At 65.7% G+C, this 16866-nt stretch carries 17 protein-coding genes and 1 riboswitch; of the genes, 14 read left to right on the plus strand and 3 right to left on the minus strand.

The window, feature by feature from the left end:
• Nucleotides 1–2: 2 nt before the first annotated feature.
• Nucleotides 3–818: a lytic murein transglycosylase gene (locus RIN79_RS01070; RefSeq protein ID WP_309082741.1), complete on the minus strand. Its 816-nt coding sequence runs from the start codon at nt 816–818 to the stop codon at nt 3–5.
• 168 nt (nt 819–986) lie between these two features.
• On the opposite strand from RIN79_RS01070, the gene RIN79_RS01075 reads away from it, so the two are divergent.
• From RIN79_RS01075 to rpsP, 5 genes are all read left to right on the plus strand, one after another.
• Nucleotides 987–1664, plus strand: a complete 678-nt coding sequence (locus RIN79_RS01075) for a DUF1236 domain-containing protein (protein ID WP_309082742.1) — start codon at nt 987–989, stop codon at nt 1662–1664.
• Between the two features lie 281 nt (nt 1665–1945).
• Nucleotides 1946–3508, plus strand: coding sequence for a signal recognition particle protein (gene ffh / locus RIN79_RS01080; RefSeq protein ID WP_309082743.1), 1563 nt, complete (start codon nt 1946–1948; stop codon nt 3506–3508).
• A 17-nt stretch (nt 3509–3525) separates the two neighbouring features.
• Nucleotides 3526–3852 carry a chorismate mutase gene (locus RIN79_RS01085; protein ID WP_309082744.1) on the plus strand — a complete coding sequence of 109 codons (327 nt, stop codon included), beginning with the start codon at nt 3526–3528 and terminating at the stop codon, nt 3850–3852.
• 2 nt (nt 3853–3854) lie between these two features.
• Nucleotides 3855–4358 carry a GNAT family N-acetyltransferase gene (locus RIN79_RS01090; RefSeq protein WP_309082745.1) on the plus strand — a complete coding sequence of 168 codons (504 nt, stop codon included), beginning with the start codon at nt 3855–3857 and terminating at the stop codon, nt 4356–4358.
• A gap of 24 nt (nt 4359–4382) precedes the next feature.
• Nucleotides 4383–4772, plus strand: coding sequence for a 30S ribosomal protein S16 (rpsP, locus tag RIN79_RS01095; RefSeq protein ID WP_309082746.1), 390 nt, complete (start codon nt 4383–4385; stop codon nt 4770–4772).
• 175 nt (nt 4773–4947) lie between these two features.
• Here rpsP and ispG read toward each other — a convergent pair whose 3' ends face one another.
• Entirely contained in the window at nt 4948–6213 is a 1266-nt protein-coding gene (gene ispG, locus RIN79_RS01100) for a flavodoxin-dependent (E)-4-hydroxy-3-methylbut-2-enyl-diphosphate synthase (RefSeq protein WP_309082747.1), read from the minus strand.
• A gap of 139 nt (nt 6214–6352) precedes the next feature.
• Nucleotides 6353–6464, plus strand: a riboswitch (TPP riboswitch).
• Here ispG and RIN79_RS01105 point away from each other — a divergent pair.
• The 6 genes from RIN79_RS01105 (at nt 6451) to RIN79_RS01130 (ending at nt 11358) form a co-directional block, all read left to right on the plus strand.
• On the plus strand, nt 6451–7062 hold the full coding sequence (locus RIN79_RS01105; protein ID WP_309082748.1) for a YkoF family thiamine/hydroxymethylpyrimidine-binding protein: 612 nt from the start codon (nt 6451–6453) through the stop codon (nt 7060–7062). (Overlaps the previous riboswitch by 14 nt.)
• 55 nt (nt 7063–7117) lie before the next feature.
• Nucleotides 7118–7702 (plus strand): ECF transporter S component, encoded by a 585-nt coding sequence (locus tag RIN79_RS01110; protein ID WP_309082749.1) that lies wholly within the window; start codon nt 7118–7120, stop codon nt 7700–7702.
• Entirely contained in the window at nt 7677–9359 is a 1683-nt protein-coding gene (locus RIN79_RS01115; RefSeq protein ID WP_309082750.1) for an ATP-binding cassette domain-containing protein, read from the plus strand. The genes RIN79_RS01110 and RIN79_RS01115 overlap by 26 nt, the downstream gene beginning before the upstream one ends.
• Nucleotides 9353–10096: an energy-coupling factor transporter transmembrane component T gene (locus RIN79_RS01120; RefSeq protein ID WP_309082751.1), complete on the plus strand. Its 744-nt coding sequence runs from the start codon at nt 9353–9355 to the stop codon at nt 10094–10096. The genes RIN79_RS01115 and RIN79_RS01120 overlap by 7 nt, the downstream gene beginning before the upstream one ends.
• A 75-nt stretch (nt 10097–10171) precedes the next feature.
• Nucleotides 10172–10480 (plus strand): hypothetical protein, encoded by a 309-nt coding sequence (locus RIN79_RS01125; RefSeq protein WP_309082752.1) that lies wholly within the window; start codon nt 10172–10174, stop codon nt 10478–10480.
• 101 nt (nt 10481–10581) lie between these two features.
• Complete coding sequence (locus RIN79_RS01130) at nt 10582–11358, plus strand: 3-hydroxybutyrate dehydrogenase (RefSeq protein WP_309082753.1); 777 nt, start codon at nt 10582–10584, stop codon at nt 11356–11358.
• A gap of 37 nt (nt 11359–11395) precedes the next feature.
• Here RIN79_RS01130 and RIN79_RS01135 read toward each other — a convergent pair whose 3' ends face one another.
• Complete coding sequence (locus RIN79_RS01135; RefSeq protein WP_309082754.1) at nt 11396–12001, minus strand: helix-turn-helix domain-containing protein; 606 nt, start codon at nt 11999–12001, stop codon at nt 11396–11398.
• A gap of 276 nt (nt 12002–12277) precedes the next feature.
• Here RIN79_RS01135 and RIN79_RS01140 point away from each other — a divergent pair, with 276 nt between their 5' ends.
• From RIN79_RS01140 to RIN79_RS01150, 3 genes are all read left to right on the plus strand, one after another.
• Nucleotides 12278–13411, plus strand: a complete 1134-nt coding sequence (locus tag RIN79_RS01140) for an efflux RND transporter periplasmic adaptor subunit (RefSeq protein WP_309082755.1) — start codon at nt 12278–12280, stop codon at nt 13409–13411.
• Between the two features lie 12 nt (nt 13412–13423).
• Nucleotides 13424–16597, plus strand: a complete 3174-nt coding sequence (locus RIN79_RS01145) for an efflux RND transporter permease subunit (RefSeq protein ID WP_309082756.1) — start codon at nt 13424–13426, stop codon at nt 16595–16597.
• Between the two features lie 84 nt (nt 16598–16681).
• Nucleotides 16682–16840 carry a DUF3309 domain-containing protein gene (locus tag RIN79_RS01150; RefSeq protein WP_309082834.1) on the plus strand — a complete coding sequence of 53 codons (159 nt, stop codon included), beginning with the start codon at nt 16682–16684 and terminating at the stop codon, nt 16838–16840.
• Nucleotides 16841–16866: the final 26 nt, after the last annotated feature.

The raw sequence follows: 16866 nt of genomic DNA on the forward strand, positions 1-16866 counted from the left end.
GGCTATCCGTCTATCTGGCGTCCCATGATGGCGATGGCCTGCTGATAAACGCTCGCGGCGTTCCAGCCCTGGATGGCACGGAAGTTCGGCTCGCCCGGCTGGTAGCCTGCGCCCGCCCGCCAGCCATGTGCCCGCAGGAAGTTCGCCGTCGAGGCCAGCGCATCGGCGGCCGAGCCGATCATGTCGACGCGGCCATTGCCGTCGCCGTCTACGCCGTATTGAAGGGCATTGCCCGGCAGGAACTGCGTCTGGCCGATCTCGCCATGGGCGGCGCCCACGGCGGACGGATTCAGCATGCCGCGGTCGATCAGCGTCAGCGCTGCATAGAGGTGTCCGGTGAAAAACTCCGAGCGGCGGCAATCATAAGCAAGGGTGGCGACGGCCGAGAGGATGTGCTGGTTGCCGAGGAACCCGCCAAAGCCCGTCTCCATGCCCCAGATGGCGATCAGCGGACCGGCCGGAACGCCGTATCGCCGCTCGATGGAGTCGAAGAGCGAGGCGTAACGCTTCTTCATGGTCTTGCCGCGCGAGACGATCGCGTTGGCGCCGCGCTTCTGCATGAAGCTTTCCAGCGAGAGCTTGAAACTCGTCTGCCCCCGGTCGGCGGAGATCGTCTTCCGGGCATAGCTGGTCCGCGCCAGAGCGTCGAGTGCCCTGGGGCTCGTACCACGGGCGGCGGCCTGCTGAAGGAAGGCCGCTTTCCAGTTCTCAAATCCGCTGCTGTCATTGCCGCAGGTCTGCGCAAGAGCCGACCCGCCCATCAACATGGTGGCGAAAACGGCTGCGGCGAGATGGCGGGCCATGCCCCATGATGTCATGCAACTCTCCTGCTGAATATGAATGTCTTGCCAAATTGTGCCAGCGTTTGGATGCGATGTCACGCCAGTCAAATGCGGCCTGAATGAGGCGCCCGCCATACGGCCTCGGAACGAAACCGTATTCTGTTCGTTCTTGGCGTCGGAAGGGGTAGCTATGGAGAATTGGACATGAAATCGTTTACTCTCAAGGGCGCGACCGCGGCCGTCGCCTTGTTTGCGCTGTCCGGCATTGCCGCGGCGCAGACTCCAGCAACCGCCACTACCGAGTTGAATGTTCGCGCCGGACCGGGCCCACAGTACCCCGTGGTAGGCGTCATCGGCGCCTCGCAACAGACCACCGTTACCGGCTGCATGGAAGGCAGCAAATGGTGCCAGGTCAGCCACAATGGCGTGCAGGGCTGGGCCTATTCCGACTATCTGACTGCCAGCCTGAGCGGCGGCCAGACGATCGTTCTGACCGAGCGTCCGGCCGAGGCAGTGCCGACGGTCACCTATGAGACGACCGCCAGCACGCAGGGCACGGGCGCGGTTGCCGGCGCCACGACCGGTGCTGTCGCGGGCGCCATCATCGGCGGCCCGGTGGGCGCCGTTGTCGGCGGTGCCGCAGGTGCGGTGGCCGGTGGTGCAATCGAGACCGTCACGCCTCCGCAGGAGGTCGTCAGCTATGTGCGCACCCATCAGGCCGAACCGGTCTATCTGGAGGGCGAGGTCGTCGTCGGCGCCCAGCTTCCGGAGACTGTGGCGGTTCAGGAGATCCCGGATTACGAGTACCGCTATGTCTATGTGAACGGGCAGCCGGTCCTGGTCGAGCCGCAGAGCCGCCGGATCGTGCATGTGATCCGCTAAACACCAGCCGGCGCCGCCCTACGGAAGGCGGCGCCGCCTTTCTGCTATCAGGATTGCCGGCCACGCGCCGGCATCTTGACTCTCGACGCCTTTTCGGGTCTAGAGACGCGACTTTCCGCGACGAGTGCAAACTCCGAGCAGCCGACCGGGACTTGGATCCCGGAGGTCAACACCCGGCAGCGCGATGCGCCCCCGGGTGTTTTTCGGCATTGCGCGAGGTTTAAGCCAAGCCGCGGATGCATTACCTCTCGTGTCCTGGACACGGGATAAGAGGAACGCGGATGTTCGAGAACCTGCAGGAGCGCCTTGGCGCAATCCTGAACAATCTCACCGGGCGCGGCGCGCTGTCGGAAGCGGATGTTTCGGCCGCGCTGCGCGAGGTGCGCAGGGCGCTGATCGAGGCGGACGTGGCGCTCGACGTGGTGCGTTCCTTCACCGACCGCGTGCGCGAGAAGGCGGTCGGCGCTCAGGTGCTGAAATCCGTCAAGCCTGGCCAGATGGTCGTCAAGATCGTCCATGACGAGCTTGTGGAGATGCTGGGGGCGGAGGGCGAGACGATCGACCTCAATGCTCCGGCGCCCGTTGTCGTCATGATGGTGGGCCTGCAGGGCTCGGGCAAGACGACCACAACCGGCAAGATCGCCAAGCGGCTTTCCGAGCGCCAGGGCAAGAAAGTTCTCATGGCGTCGCTCGATACCCGCCGCCCGGCGGCACAGGAGCAACTCAAGCAGCTCGGGGAGCAGACCGGGATTGCAACCCTTCCCGTCGTCCCCGATCAGAGCCCGGTCGACATCGCCCGCCGCGCCGTGCAGGCGGCAAGGCTCGGCGGCCACGACGTGGTCATCCTCGATACCGCCGGCCGCACCCATATCGACGAGCCGCTGATGGCCGAAATGGCCAATATCAAACAGGTCTCGAACCCGCACGAGATCCTGCTCGTGGCCGATTCCCTCACGGGCCAGGACGCCGTCAATCTCGCAAACAGCTTTAACGAGCGTGTCGGCATCACCGGCATCGTGCTCACTCGCATGGACGGTGACGGGCGCGGCGGTGCGGCCCTTTCCATGCGCGCGGTCACCGGCAAGCCGATCAAGCTCATCGGCACCGGCGAGAAGATGGGCGCGCTCGAGGAGTTCCATCCCCGGCGCATCGCCGACCGCATCCTCGGCATGGGCGATATCGTCAGCCTCGTCGAGAAGGCAGCCGAGACCATCGACGCGGAAAAAGCCGCGGCGATGGCGAAGAAGATGCAGGAGGGGAAGTTTGACCTGAACGACCTCGCCGATCAGCTCCGCCAGATGCAGAAGATGGGCGGCATGGGCGGCATCATGGGCCTGATGCCGGGCATGGGGAAGATGAAGGACCAGCTCGCCGCTGCGGGGCTGGACGACAAGATGTTCGGCCGCCAGATCGCCATCATCCAGTCGATGACGCCGGCCGAGCGCGCCAATCCCGATATGCTGAAGCATAGCCGCAAGCAGCGCATCGCCCGCGGCTCCGGCACGGACGCCGCGCAGATCAACAAGCTCCTGAAGATGCACCGCCAGATGGCCGACATGATGAAGGCCATGGGCGGCAAGGGCAAGAAGGGCGGCGCGATGCGCGGCCTGATGGGCGGAATGGCGCAGAAGATGGGCCTCGGCGGAATGCCGGGCGGCATGGGCGGCATGCCGGACCTTTCGAAAGTCGACCCCAAGCAGCTCGAGGCGTTGCAGAAGCAGCTGGGCGGCGCCGGGGCCCTCCCACCTGGCCTGCCCAAGGGGCTGTCCGCTCTTCCGGGCGGTCTGCCGGGACTTCCCGGCCTGCCCGGCGGCGGTCTCCCCGGCCTGCCGCGGAAGAAATGAGAGGTGGAGCGGTGAGCATGGAACCGGACTCCGCGAGAGCGCGGCTTCTTGAACTGCGCGCCTCGATCGACAATCTCGACGCGGCACTGATTCATATTCTCGCCGAGCGCTTCCGCTGCACGAAGGCCGTGGGCAAGCTCAAGGCCGAGAACAACATGCCGCCGGCCGACCCCGCGCGCGAGCAGCAGCAGATCGCCCGACTTCGCCGGCTGGCGAACGAGGCCAATCTCGACCCAGATTTTGCGGAAAAGCTGCTCACCTTCATCGCCCGCGAGGTGATCCGCCACCACGAGGCGATCGCCGAGGCGCACGCCACGACGGCGCCTGCCGGGGGCGCGAACTGAAGATGATCCCCGTGCTTGAAAGCGAGCGGCTGGTGCTCCGTGGCTGGCGGAAAGAGGACTTCCCCGTGCACGCGGCTTTCTTCGCCGACGCCGAACGCATGCGCTACATGGGCGGCCCGAAGCGCGAATGGGAAGCCTGGACGGCCTTGGCCGCGATGGTCGGTGAGTGGTTCCTCAACGGCTACGGCATGTTCGCGGTGCAGCTGAAGGAGACCGGCACTCTTGTCGGACGCGCGGGGCTGTGGCACCCACCCTATATCGACGAACCCGAACTCGCCTGGAGCCTCAATGCGGGCTTCGAGGGCCGCGGCTATGCCACCGAGGCCGCCCGCCGCGTGCAGGTTTGGGCCGCACGCGATCTCGGCCTGCCGCCGCTCATGAGTTTCGTTCATCCCGAGAATCTGCCGTCCCAGGCGGTAGCCAAGAGGCTGGGAGCCGTTCCCATGCCGCCCACCACCTTGCGCGGCGAGCCGCGCTTGCGATTCCGGCACGTCCTGCCGGCCTGAAGCCGTCATCGAAAGGAAGAAAAAATGGCACTGAAGATCCGACTGGCCCGAGCGGGCTCCAAGAAACGTCCCTACTACCACATCGTCGTTGCCGACGTGCGCGCCCCGCGAGACGGCCGGTTCATCGAGCAGCTCGGCTCCTGGAACCCGATGCTGGCCAAGGACGCCGAGCGCGTGAAGCTCAACGAGGAGCGCATCAAGCACTGGCTGTCGAATGGTGCGCTGCCGACCGACCGCGTGTTGCGCTTCCTGGACCAGGCGGGCATCGCCAAGCGCCCGGCGCGCAGCAACCCCAACAAGGCCGAACCGGGCAAGAAGGCGCAGGAGCGCCTCGCCGCCCAACGCCAGGCCGAAGAGGCGGCGCGGGCTGCCGCTGCCGAAACCGCCGCTCCGGCGGAGGAAGCGGCGAGCTGAGCTCACGCGTTCCTGCAATCCAAAAATCCAATGGCGGGCTCCGGCCCGCCATTTTCATTTGGGGCGTATCATCTTCGCGCAACTGGGTGGTGGCGCAAGCCGTCGCACGCTCGTGCATTCGGCTGAGCAGGTCCGGCTCCCGGTCGCCCCGCGTCCCGGTGGGACGACGGGTGCACTATTCCGCCGCTACCCGGCCCTGCCCGAAGCGCTGCTCGATGTAGTCGGCCACCATCTTCTCGAAATCGGCGGCGATTGTCGGCCCGCGCAGCGTCGCAGCTTTTCTCCCGTCGATGAAGACGGGAGCCGCCGGCATCTCGCCCGTTCCCGGCAACGAGATGCCGATATCGGCATGCTTGGACTCGCCGGGGCCGTTCACGATGCAGCCCATGACGGCGACCTTCAGCGCTTCCACGCCCGGATATTTCTCACGCCAGATCGGCATGTTGCGGGAGATGTCCGACTGGATTTTCTGCGCCAGTTCCTGGAACACCGTGGAGGTGGTCCGCCCGCATCCGGGGCAGGCTGCCACGACGGGCAGGAACTGCCGGAACCCCATGGTCTGGAGCAGCTCCTGCGCCACCTGCACCTCGCGGGTGCGGTCGCCGCCGGGCTCGGGAGTCAGCGAAACGCGGATGGTATCGCCGATCCCCTGCTGAAGAAGGATGCCCATGGCAGCCGAGGAGGCGACAATGCCCTTCGTGCCCATGCCGGCCTCCGTCAGGCCGAGATGCAGCGCATGGTCGGAGCGGCGGGCGAGTTCCGTATAGACCGCGATCAGGTCCTGCACCTGGCTCACTTTGGCCGAGAGGATGATGCGGCTTCTGGGCAGGCCGATTTCCTCCGCGAGCTCGGCCGACAGCAGCGCCGACTGCACGATGGCCTCGCGCGTCACCTGCTCGGCAGTCATGGGCGAGCCGTTGGCCTGGTTCTCGTCCATCAGCCGCGTCAGGAGCTCCTGATCGAGCGAGCCCCAGTTCACTCCGATGCGCACCGGCTTGTCGTAGCGGATGGCGGTCTCGACGATGGCCGCGAACTGCCGGTCCTTCTTCTCGCGAAAGCCGACATTGCCGGGATTGATGCGGTATTTCGCCAGCGCCTCAGCGCAGGCCGGGTGGTCGGCCAGCAGTTTGTGGCCAATATAATGGAAATCTCCGACAAGCGGCACGAAGATGCCGAGCCGCTCCAGCCGCTCGCGTATCTTGGGCACGGCGGCTGCGGACTCGTCGCGGTCCACCGTGATGCGCACGATCTCCGAGCCGGCGCGATGCAGCGCCGCCACCTGGGCCACCGTCGCATCGATATCCGCCGTGTCCGTGTTGGTCATGGACTGCACGACCACCGGCGCATCGCCTCCCACCATAACCCCGCCAATGTCGACGCCGACGGCGCGCCGGCGCGGGAAGGGTGTGGAAAAATAGCCGGATGTCGTGTGGCCCGTCATCGATCGTTCCGTATCAGCCCTGACCTCCACGAGGTGGCGGAGCGCCAGGCGAATGTCAATGGCCGCGGCGGGAGGTCACGCCTCCGGGCTGCCTCGATTCTGGATACTTGCGCTTTGTGACGGTTTGATGCTACCCAACACGCATCGACAGGGGTGTCCCGTAGTGCCGGGGCTGAGATGGAGACGCGAAGTTTCCGGACCCTCAAGCTGATCTGGATCATGCCAGCGGAGCGAGTCATGTATGCCGGCGCACAAGTATCCCTTTATCCCATGGCTGACGATTTCGTCGGCATCATCCTCGGCGCTCTCCACGCGCTCGACCCCTATCGCGACGCGCTGAGGATCGAGACGGACGACATCTCCACCTTGATGGTCGGCCCGCCGGAAAAGCTTTTCCCAGCCATGCGCGACCTCTTTGTCGCGGCGGCGAAGGGCGGCACGCACTGCGTTCTCTCGGCCTGCGTCTCGCGCGGCTGCCCGGGCGAGCCGGACGACCCGTTCTGCACGCCTGCCATCCAGGTGGGCGCCGTCGGCCCGCTCAAGGAGCGCATCGAGGCCGCGCGCAACGCAGTCGTCGCCGCGGCGCTGACCGGCCAGCAGGCGGCCGCCCAGTTCTCGCATTACCCGCTCGGCGTCGGCCACCATATGGACGAGATCTATGGCTGCATCGAGTTCCTGAAGACCTCCGGGGTGTTCGACCGGCCGAAGAATTTCTGCACCAAGCTGCGCGGCGATGCCGGCCCTGTCTTCGCCACGCTCGAACAGGCCTTCCTCCACTTCGGCGCACCGCCGGAGGGGCACGTGACGCTTGACGTCACGGTCTCGGCCAACAGCCCCACCAAGGCTTGAGTGCTGCCGGCGGCCTGCCGCCATTTCCCATTCTTCCACGATCGGAACCGCTGCCATGTCCCCATCCCGCGCCTGGACTCTCCGTGAAATCCTGATCGTCGCCGTGCTCGGCGCCGTCTTCGCCGTCCTCTATCTTGCCTGGGTGCAGGTATGGCTGGTAGCCCAGGCCGCCTTTGGCGCCGTCACCATGGATGTGGTGATGGGCTTCTGGTTCATCGTCTCCATCATCGCCGCCGCGATCATCCGCAAGCCCGGCTCCGCCTTCATCTCCGAAGTGCTCGCTGCGGCCATAGAAATCCTGCTCGGCAGCCCGGCCGGGCTGATGCTCGTCGTCTCCGGCGCGATCCAGGGCGCGGGCGCGGAAGCCGTCTTCGCGGCGACGCGCTGGCGCAACTATTCGCTTCCCGTCCTGATGCTGGCCGGCATCGGCGCGGCAATCTTCTCCTTCGCCTATACCTGGGTGATGTTCGACTATGGCTCGCTTGCGCCGGGCCTGCTGATCGCCATGTTCGTGCTGCGCTGCCTTTCCGGCGCGCTGCTCGGCGGGCTGTTGGGCCATCTGATTGTCGAGGCGCTCTACAAAACCGGCGTGCTCTCCGGCCTCGCCATCGACCATGCTCGACGCTCCGCGCACGCGTGAGAAGGAGGCGACGGCGGCCTTCGATCAGGTCGCCGTCAGCTACCCTTACGAAAAAGATCCGGCCGTCGGGCCGGTGAGCCTTGCCGTAAGGGCCGGCGAGCGCGTGCTCCTGCTGGGCCCGTCCGGGTGCGGAAAATCCACCCTGCTTCTGGCCCTCACCGGGCTCATCCCCAAAACCATCCCCGGCGAGGTCGCGGGCACGATCCGCCTCTCCGGGGAGCCGGTGGACAGCCGCGACCCGGCCGGCTGGGCAGACCACGTGGCGCATTTCTTCCAGGACGCCGACCAGACGCTTTGCGGCATGCGGGTGGAGGACGAGATCGCCTTCGCGCTGGAGAACCGCGCCCTCCCGGAAGCGGAGATCGCGACGCGGGTCACCGCTGCCATGCGCCTTGTCGGACTGCCGGAAGACTGGCGCACACGCCGCACCATGACGCTTTCCGGGGGCGAAAAGCAGCTTGTCGCGCTTGCCGCCACGCTGGTGCAGGAAGCGCCGCTCTTCGTCGCTGACGAGCCCACCGCGCATCTGGCCCCCGAAGCGGCAAGCCGGCTGCACCGGCTTCTGGTGGATACGGATCCCGAACGTGCGGTGCTCATCGTCGACCATCGGCTGGACGGGCTCATCACCTCGGTGGACCGCGTCATCATGCTTGGCGGGGATGGCCGCATTCTGGCGGAGGGGCCGCCGCGCGCCGTCTTTCGGCAGATGCAGGCGGAACTCGCCGAACGCGGGATCTGGATGCCGCTCGCGAGCGGGCTTGACGCCGAGCTCGCAAAGGCCGGCATCGCCCCGGAGATGGCGCCCCTGACGCTGGACGAGATTTTCAGTGCCCTTGATGCTCGCAAAGTCGGTCCCGAGCAACTGCCTAAGGCCCGGGCGGTCGTGTCTGCGTTCGTCGATCGGCGCCTGCCGGCGCAGCCGGTTTCTTCGCGTGAGGCTCTCGCTCGACTGGAGGATGCCGACTGCGCGCCCTTCATGGGGCCTGTCGTCCTGCACGGTGTGACTATGGAAATCCGGGCAGGTGAGGTACTGGGCATTCTCGGCCGCAATGGCGCCGGCAAATCCACCCTTGCCGCGTGCCTTGCCGGCGTTTCCCGGCCGAAACGCGGGAGGCGCACCGGCCCGCTCGGCGGCATCGCCTTCCAGAAACCGGAGAGCCAGTTCACGGAGGGCTCGGTGCTGGATGAACTGATGGCGGCCCTTCCCCGCCTAGCCGGCAAGGAAGAGAAGGAGGCGCAGGCGCAGGCGATCCTTGCGCGCTGGGGTCTGGCGGAACTGTCCCGGCGCCATCCTTACGAGTTGTCGCAGGGACAGAAGCGCCGGCTCGCGCTGGCGGCCCTCACCGCCACTGACCGCTGGCCCTTTCTCGTTCTCGACGAGCCGCTGGCGGGGCTTGACGCGCGAGGCGCCGCGCAGGTGGAAGCCGATATCGAGCGGCTGCGGCAAGCCGGGCGCGCTGTCGCACTCGTCACCCACGACATGGATTTCGCCCTGAAGCTCTGCGGACGCTCCGTACTGGTCGCAGAAGGCGGCATCCTCGTCGAGGGGCCGACGCGCGAATTGCTGGCCGACGGGGATCTGCTCGCCCGTGCCGGGCTTCAGCCGCCCTCGATCATGCCGGCGCTGCGCTGGCTGGAACGGACGGCGCCGTGCTGAAGACCATCAACCCGCTGGTGAAGCTCGCCCTTTGTCTGGGCTGGATCGCGGCCTGCGTGGCGATCTTCGATGCGCGCTTCCAGCTTGCCACCATCCTGACCGTAGCGCTCTCCCTCATCCTATTGGACCGCATCCGCCCGCTCGTCGTGGTCGGCCTGATGGTCCCGTTCGCGCTGTTCGGCTTCGGCTTTCTGACGACCAATCTCCTGTTCCGCGAAGAAGCCGATTTCGCCCGGCATGTCGCCGAGCAGACCGTCTTTGCATCGCCCGCCTTCTCCGCCGGCCTGACCCTGTTCCTGCGCGCCATAGCCATCGGCATGGTCTCGGCTTCCTTCGCGCTGACCACCGATCCCGGCGCCTTCGTGCGCGCGCTCATGGCCTATTGCCGGCTCAGCCCCCGCGTGGGCTATGCGCTCTTCTCCGTGCTGCAATTGGTCCCCGACCTTGCCGCCGAGGCGCGGCAGGTGAGGCTGGCCCGGGCCATGAAACGCGGACGGCCGCCGCGCCGCATTCCAGGGCCCGGCGAAGCCGCCGGCCTGCTCATCCCGGTGCTCGCCTTCGCCATCCGCCGCGCGGGCCGGGCGGCAATCGCCATGGAGGCACGCGGGCTTCGTGTCGCAGGCGCGAGGACGCTCACGCATGTCCCGCCGTTCCGCGCCCGTGATTTCGCCTTCGCGCTCGCCGTGGTCGCGCTCCTCTCGGCCCTGGTGGCACTCCTCCTTTCCAACCCTGCCTGAGCCCGCGTGGAACCGGTGCGCCCGGCGCGCCGTTAGAGCGTGGTTGATGAAAAGGCAATTTCCCAGGAGGCCTCGATGCACCACCGGCACGAAGATATCGGCGAAGACCTGCGCGAGCAGATCGCAAGCCTAAGTCACGAAGTCGCGGCGCTGCGAAAGCAGGTGACCCGGCGTGGCCGCAGTGCTTTCCGCGAGACGCGCCATATGAGCGAGGAGATTGCGGAGATGCTGCGCGAGTATCTAAGCAGCGCCTTGCCGGAACTGCGCCGTGGAGCCCGCACTGTCCAGGTGCACGCGCGGGAGCATCCAACGACAACGGCTGCCGTGGCCGCCGCAAGCGTCGTGGTGCTGGGTCTTGCTGCAAGCCTTCTGCTGCGCCGGTAGCGGCGTCCGCCCACCGTCGTTTCATGCCGAGCCCTGTTCGGCCGGGGCTTGGCATTTTCTGCTGCGTTGCAATATCCTTGCGGTGAGGGAGACAGGCAGGCATGGGCAAGGCAGCTGTCATCACCGGTTCGACGTCCGGCATCGGACTTGCCATCGCCCGTGCGCTTGCGGCCGAGGGATGCAGCATTGCTCTCAACTCATTCACGGATAGGCCGGAAGACGAGGCGCTGGCCGGCTCGATATCGGATGAGTTCGGCGTCGAAGCGTTCTATGTCAGGGCCGATATGGCCAAAGCCGGGGAATGCCGCAGATTGGTCGAAGATGCAACCCGGCGCTTCCGCAGGCTGGACATCCTCGTCAACAATGTGGGCATCCAGCATGTGGCGCCGGTGGAGGAGTTCCCGACCGAGCGCTGGGATGCGATCCTGGCGATCAACCTGTCTTCTGCTTTCCACACCATCGCTGCGGCGGTCCCACATATGAAGCGGCAGGGCGGCGGACGGATCGTGAATATCGCCTCCGCCCACGGCCTGCGCGCTTCCCCCTTCAAGTCGGCCTATGTGGCCGCCAAGCATGGGGTGGTCGGTCTCACCAAGACCGTGGCTCTGGAGCTTGCGGAAGAGCACATCACCTGCAATGCCGTTTGTCCCGGATACGTGCTCACGCCGCTGGTGGAAGCGCAGATTCCCGACCAGATGAAGGCGCACAATATGGATCGTGAGACCGTGGTCCGGCAGGTGATGCTGGCGAAGCAGCCGACAAGGGAATTCGCCACGGTCGAGCAAATGGCGGCCTCGGTGGTGTTCCTGTGCTCGGATATGGCGGCGCAGATCACCGGCACCACGCTGTCGATCGACGGCGGCTGGACTGCGCAATAAACTTTGCCCAGCAGCGCCCCTTCGGGGATGATGCCTGCTATTTTTCCAGCGCCAGTTCGATCAAGCTGACGAATTGGCGCGCATTGTCCTCGGCTGCTGAACCGCAGCGGCCGCTGGCTTTCAGACCTTCGAGGATATTGAAAAGCATCTCCGCGAGCGCCTGGGCGGAGAGGCCTCTTTCTTCCAGCGTGGCGCCGCGCCTCAAGGCCTCCTCGCGGATCGCCCTTGCAAAGCAGTCCACCATCCCCTGCCGCCATTCGGCCACCATGTCGGCGGCAACGTGGTTGTTGAGGTCGACGAGTTCGTCGCCATGGGGCGACCCTTCCACCATGCGAAAGAGCTGGAACAGCGCCCTGTCGAGCGCCTCCATAAGTCGCTGCTCCAGCGTGCCATCCTCGCGCAGCGCCTGACATGCATTCACGCGGGAACGTGCGAGCAGGTCCTGCCCGACGGCACGGAAGATATCCGCCTTGTTGCGGAACAGAAGGTATAGGGCGGGACGGGATATATCCACCGCGCGGGCGATATCGTCCATGGTCGCACGCGAAAAGCCATAGGCAAGGAACACTTGCATGGCACCTTCGAGCACGCGGGCCCGCTTCGGGTCTTCCACCCTGTTGTCTTTATTTTTCAATGTGCTCACGGTTACTCCCAATTCACTATTGACAAAAAGACGGATTTTGTCAATGTGTCGCCTGCCGGAACGGCCGCAGGCGCCCTCGGCCGAAGCACTGCCCCGATCATCGTGACAAGCCGTTGTCAGGAGTGAAGGGCGGTACGCCTATTTTGGGGCGCAAAATCGCGATAAGGACGAGTTGTGGCATGCGCCTTCTAGGCAAGATTGAGTTGTCTGCCGGCCGGCACCATATTGGTGCCGACCTCGCTGCCTAGCGCCGTCATCAGCATATTGGACACAGTCATGGCAAAGCTCAAGTTCCACAAGATTGCGGCCGTGGCCGTTCTGGTCGCGACGGCCGCCTGGATCGCGACCGGCGAATTTTCCTCTGTCGGCAGCGCCCGCCAGGAGGAGCAGCCTGCGGGTGCGGCAGCGGAGCCTGAGCGCCCGGTTGTTCTGAAAACCGTTCAGGTGGCGGTGCCGCCGCGGCTTGAGCACGCGCGGATCATCCGCGTCTCCGGCCAGACACAGGCCGACAAGAGCGCGGTGCTCGCATCGCGCACGGCCGGCATCGTGCAGGAGCTGCCGGTCGATGAAGGCTCACGCGTGAAGGCCGGCGATGTCATCATGCGCCTTGAGACGGAGGGCAAGGAGGCGGCCGTCGAGTCCGCCCGCCAGACCGTTGCGCAGCGCGAGGCGGAGCTGAAAGCTGCCGAGCGCCTGGCCAAGAGCGGCAGTATCGCCAGCCTGCAGCTGGATGTCGCCCGCGCCAATTTCGCCAGTGCCCAGTCCGCCCTCGAGCAGGCTCAGGCCGAGCTCGACCGCGTGGTCGTGCACGCTCCCTTCGACGGCATCATCGACAAGGTCGAGGTGGAACAAGGCGGCTCGGTCATGCAGGGGGCGGAAGTCGCGACCCTTCTGAAGCTCGATCCCATCGTCGCGGTGGGCGAGGTGAGCGAGCGTGACCTCGGCACCCTGGAGCCGGGCGATAAGGCCGACGTCCGTCTGGTGAACGGACAGGAGCTCGCCGGGGAAATCCGCCATGTCAGCCGCGCCGCATCGCCGCAGACCCGAACCTTCCGGCTCGAGGTGGTCGTTCCCAACCCGGAGGGTCAGATCCCGGCCGGCATGACCGCCGAAATCGCCGTTTCCACGGACAGCGTCGAGACGGTGGCGCTGCCGCGCTCCGTCGTCACGCTCAACAATGATGGCGAACTTGGCATCCGAGCGGTGGACGAGGCCGGCGTCGTGCAGTTCTTCCCGATCGACATCGTGGATGACACGCCCCAGGCGCTGTATCTCGCCGGCATTCCCGCGGGCGTTCGGGTCATCGTCGCCGGGCAGGATCTCGTCACCGACGGCGAGAAGGTGCAGACCGCTGAGGCCGATGCGGCGACTCTCCGTGAACTCGCCAATGTCGCCGACGCGGCAAAGTAAGGCATCGATCCTATGGATATCGTCCGACTTGCCATAAGCAATGCCCGACTGACGCTGTCGATCCTTCTCTTCTTCGTCGTCGCCGGCACGCTGGCTTATGTCAACATCCCGAAGGAAGCGGAGCCCGACGTTCCGATTCCAATCATCTATGTGAGCCTGGCCTATCAGGGGATCTCGCCCGAGGATTCGGAGCGCCTCCTGCTGCGGCCGGTCGAGACCGCACTGAAGGGCCTGGAAGGCGTCAAGGAGATGCGCTCCGCCGCCTACCAGGGCGGCGGGTTCGTGCTCGTCGAGTTCCAGGCCGGCTACGACTTCTCCAACGCCATCGAGGACGTGCGGGCCAAGGTATCCGACGCCCGACGCGACCTGCCTGCGGACGCCGAGGAACCATCGGTCGTCGAGGTCAACGTCTCTGAATTCCCGATCCTCGTCGTCACCCTCGCGGGCAACCTGCCCGAACGGCAGCTCACGCATGCGGCCAAGGAATTGCAGGATCGGATCGAGGAGATACCTGGGGTCCTTGAGGGCGCACTGCAGGGGTCGCGCGACGAGCTGGTCGAGGTGATCATCGACCCGGTCAAGCTTTCCTCTTATGGCATTCAGCTCGATCAGCTGGTTGGCGCCGTCAATCAGTCGAACAGCCTTGTGGCGGCCGGCGCCCTGCAGGGTCAGGAGGGCCGGTACGCAGTCAAGGTGCCATCCCTCATCGAAACACCGGAGGACATCGCCAATCTGCCGATCGTGGCCACCCCCAACGCGGTGGTAAAGGCGAGGGACATCGCGAATGTCCGCTCCACCTTCGAGGATGCCGAGACAATCACGCGCCTCAACGGGCACACCGCCATCGCCATCGAGGTCAAGAAGCGCGTCGGCGCCAATCTCGTCGAAACGGTGGACGCGGTGAAAGCCGCCGCCGAAGCGTTCGTGAAGACCCTCCCCGCCGGTGTGACCGTCACCTACAGCCAGGACAAGTCGGTGATGATCCGCGACATGCTGGACGAGCTCCAGAACCATGTGCTGATCGCGATCATCCTGGTCTTCATCGTCGTCCTTTACATGCTTTCGGGCCGTGCCTCGCTGCTCATCGGCCTGGCGGTGCCCGCCTCCTTCCTGATGGGCATCTTCGCGCTGTCCATGCTGGGCTTCACCGTGAACATGGTGGTGCTGTTCAGCCTGATCCTGGCGGTGGGCATGCTGGTGGACGATGCCATCATCGTCACGGAATTCGCCGAGCGGCGGATGACCGAAGGCATGCCGCGCGCAGAGGCGTTCGAGCTTGCCGCCAAGCGCATGGCGGGCCCCGTGATCGCCGCCACCATGACGCGTATCGCCGCCTTCTCGCCCCTGCTCTTCTGGCCGGGCATCGTCGGCGAGTTCATGAAGTATCTGCCGATCACCCTTATCGTCACGCTCGCCGCGTCGATGCTTTATGCGCTGATCTTCACGCCCACCCTGGGCGCCCTGTTCGCCAAGGCGCATGTGCAGGACGAGCCCGGCCCTGACGGCTGGTACATCAAGCTCGTCAAGCAGGCCGTGCACTATCCCAAGACGGTGCTTCTGCTCACCATCGCCCTTCTGGTCGGCGTGCAGATGTCCTATTCGCGCTGGGGCGCGGGCGTGGAGTTCTTCCCCGCCGTCGAGCCCGAATACGGCCTGATGTATGTCCATGCCCGCGGGAACATGTCGCTGGAGGAGATGGACCGGCTGGTCCGGCCCGCCGAGCAAAAGCTGATCGGCTGGCCCGGCATCGAATCCGTCTATACCCGTGTCGGCCAGACGCGCGGCGGTGGCCAGGACATCGACGAGGATGTGATCGGCATCATCCAGTATGAGTTCATCGACTGGCGCGAGCGCAAGCCCGCGAGCGAGATCCTCAACGATCTGCGCGCCGAGATGGCGAATATGCCCGGCGCGGAGATCGAGGTGCGCGTGCCTGATGCCGGACCGCCCACGGGGCAGCCCATCCAGGTCGAGCTCTCGGCGGCCAACCCCGAGCATCTCAACGACCACGCACGCATGGTGGCCGAGCGGATCGGCGAGATCGATGGTGTGATCGACATTGCCGATGGGCTCCCGCCGCCCGGCGTCGACTGGGCGGTTGAGGTCGACCGCGCAAAGGCCGCGCAATTCGGCGTGAGCCCCGTCTCGGTCGGCAATGTCGTCCAGCTGGTGACCACCGGCCTCAAACTTTCCGATTACCGGCCTGCCGGCGTCGACGACGCGGTGGATATAAGACTCCGCCTTCCGGAGGACCGGCGCACGCTTTCAACCCTCGACCAGCTGCGCGTGCAGACATCCGAGGGCCCGGTGCCGATCTCGAACTTCGTCAACCGAAAGCCAGAGCTGAGTTCGGGCATCCTCAACCGCATCGACGCGCAGCGCACCATCACGGTCACCGCGAACGTGGCCAGCGGCTTCCAGGTTGCCGATGTGCAGGCGCAGGTCACGGCGGCGCTTCAGGACATGCAGCTCCCCGGAACGCAATGGAAGCTTGCCGGATCGAGCGAGGAGAGCGACGCGGCGGCCTCCTTCCTCACCAACGCCTTCGGCGCGGCGATCTTCCTCATCTTCATCGTGCTGCTTGCGCAGTTCAACAGGTTCACCAGCGTCTTCCTCGTCCTGATGACGGTGGTGATGGCAACAATCGGCGTGTTCCTCGGTCTGCTCATAACGGGCCAGCCCTTCGGCATCGTCATGTCCGGCATCGGCGTCATTGCGCTGGCCGGCGTGGTCGTGAACAACAACATCGTGCTGATCGACACCTACGACCGGCTGCGCGAGGAGGGCATGAACAAGTATGACGCCATCATCGAAACCTGCCGCGAGCGCGCGCGGCCGGTGGTTCTGACGGCGTTCTCGGCTGTGCTGGGCGTGCTGCCGATTGCCTTCGGCCTTGGGCTGGAGCTGTTCCATCACGAGGTGACGATCGGTGCGCCGTCCACCCAGTGGTGGATCTCGCTCTCGGGCGCGATCGTCTACGGCCTGACCTTCGCAACCATCCTCACGCTGGTGGTGACGCCCTCCGCTTTGATGGTGTTCACGCGCGAGAAGCGGCCGGCAGGCGAGAAGCGGCGCGGCTTCTTTGCCAGGCTCTTCCGGCGCGGCCGTAAGGAAGAAACCCTGGACCAGCCAGCGGCCGAGCCGGATCAGGGCGGGCTGACAGCCTTTCCGAAGGCAGCGGAGTAAAAACACGCGAACGCGGCGGGCCGGAACCCGCCGCGTTTGCCGCGCGTTGTCCTGCGCTACGTCAACTGCGACAAGGACGACGCCATGTCACTTGGCACTATACTTATCATTATTTTGATCCTCATACTGATCGGCGCCATCCCCGCCTGGCCTCATTCGCGCGGCTGGGGATACGGCCCGTCGGGCATCCTCGGGATCATTCTCATTGTGGTGCTTATCCTGGCCTTGATGGGCAGGATATAGGCGCACCGTAAGCGCCTGCCGTCCCG

The sequence above is a fragment of the Chelativorans sp. genome (assembly GCF_031180965.1).
Lineage (GTDB): Bacteria > Pseudomonadota > Alphaproteobacteria > Rhizobiales > Rhizobiaceae > Chelativorans.

What these genes read in the sequence shown, in the direction of transcription:
- RIN79_RS01090 (WP_309082745.1), top strand. Translation starts at nt 3,855, where the DNA reads ATGATCCCCGTGCTTGAAAGCGAGCGGCTGGTGCTCCGTGGCTGGCGG.
- RIN79_RS01070 (WP_309082741.1), bottom strand. Translation starts at nt 818, where the DNA reads ATGACATCATGGGGCATGGCCCGCCATCTCGCCGCAGCCGTTTTCGCC.
- RIN79_RS01075 (WP_309082742.1), top strand. Translation starts at nt 987, where the DNA reads ATGAAATCGTTTACTCTCAAGGGCGCGACCGCGGCCGTCGCCTTGTTT.
- ffh (WP_309082743.1), top strand. Translation starts at nt 1,946, where the DNA reads ATGTTCGAGAACCTGCAGGAGCGCCTTGGCGCAATCCTGAACAATCTC.
- RIN79_RS01125 (WP_309082752.1), top strand. Translation starts at nt 10,172, where the DNA reads ATGCACCACCGGCACGAAGATATCGGCGAAGACCTGCGCGAGCAGATC.
- RIN79_RS01130 (WP_309082753.1), top strand. Translation starts at nt 10,582, where the DNA reads ATGGGCAAGGCAGCTGTCATCACCGGTTCGACGTCCGGCATCGGACTT.
- RIN79_RS01115 (WP_309082750.1), top strand. Translation starts at nt 7,677, where the DNA reads ATGCTCGACGCTCCGCGCACGCGTGAGAAGGAGGCGACGGCGGCCTTC.
- RIN79_RS01085 (WP_309082744.1), top strand. Translation starts at nt 3,526, where the DNA reads ATGGAACCGGACTCCGCGAGAGCGCGGCTTCTTGAACTGCGCGCCTCG.
- rpsP (WP_309082746.1), top strand. Translation starts at nt 4,383, where the DNA reads ATGGCACTGAAGATCCGACTGGCCCGAGCGGGCTCCAAGAAACGTCCC.
- RIN79_RS01140 (WP_309082755.1), top strand. Translation starts at nt 12,278, where the DNA reads ATGGCAAAGCTCAAGTTCCACAAGATTGCGGCCGTGGCCGTTCTGGTC.
- RIN79_RS01150 (WP_309082834.1), top strand. Translation starts at nt 16,682, where the DNA reads ATGTCACTTGGCACTATACTTATCATTATTTTGATCCTCATACTGATC.
- RIN79_RS01145 (WP_309082756.1), top strand. Translation starts at nt 13,424, where the DNA reads ATGGATATCGTCCGACTTGCCATAAGCAATGCCCGACTGACGCTGTCG.
- RIN79_RS01105 (WP_309082748.1), top strand. Translation starts at nt 6,451, where the DNA reads ATGTATGCCGGCGCACAAGTATCCCTTTATCCCATGGCTGACGATTTC.
- ispG (WP_309082747.1), bottom strand. Translation starts at nt 6,213, where the DNA reads ATGACGGGCCACACGACATCCGGCTATTTTTCCACACCCTTCCCGCGC.
- RIN79_RS01110 (WP_309082749.1), top strand. Translation starts at nt 7,118, where the DNA reads ATGTCCCCATCCCGCGCCTGGACTCTCCGTGAAATCCTGATCGTCGCC.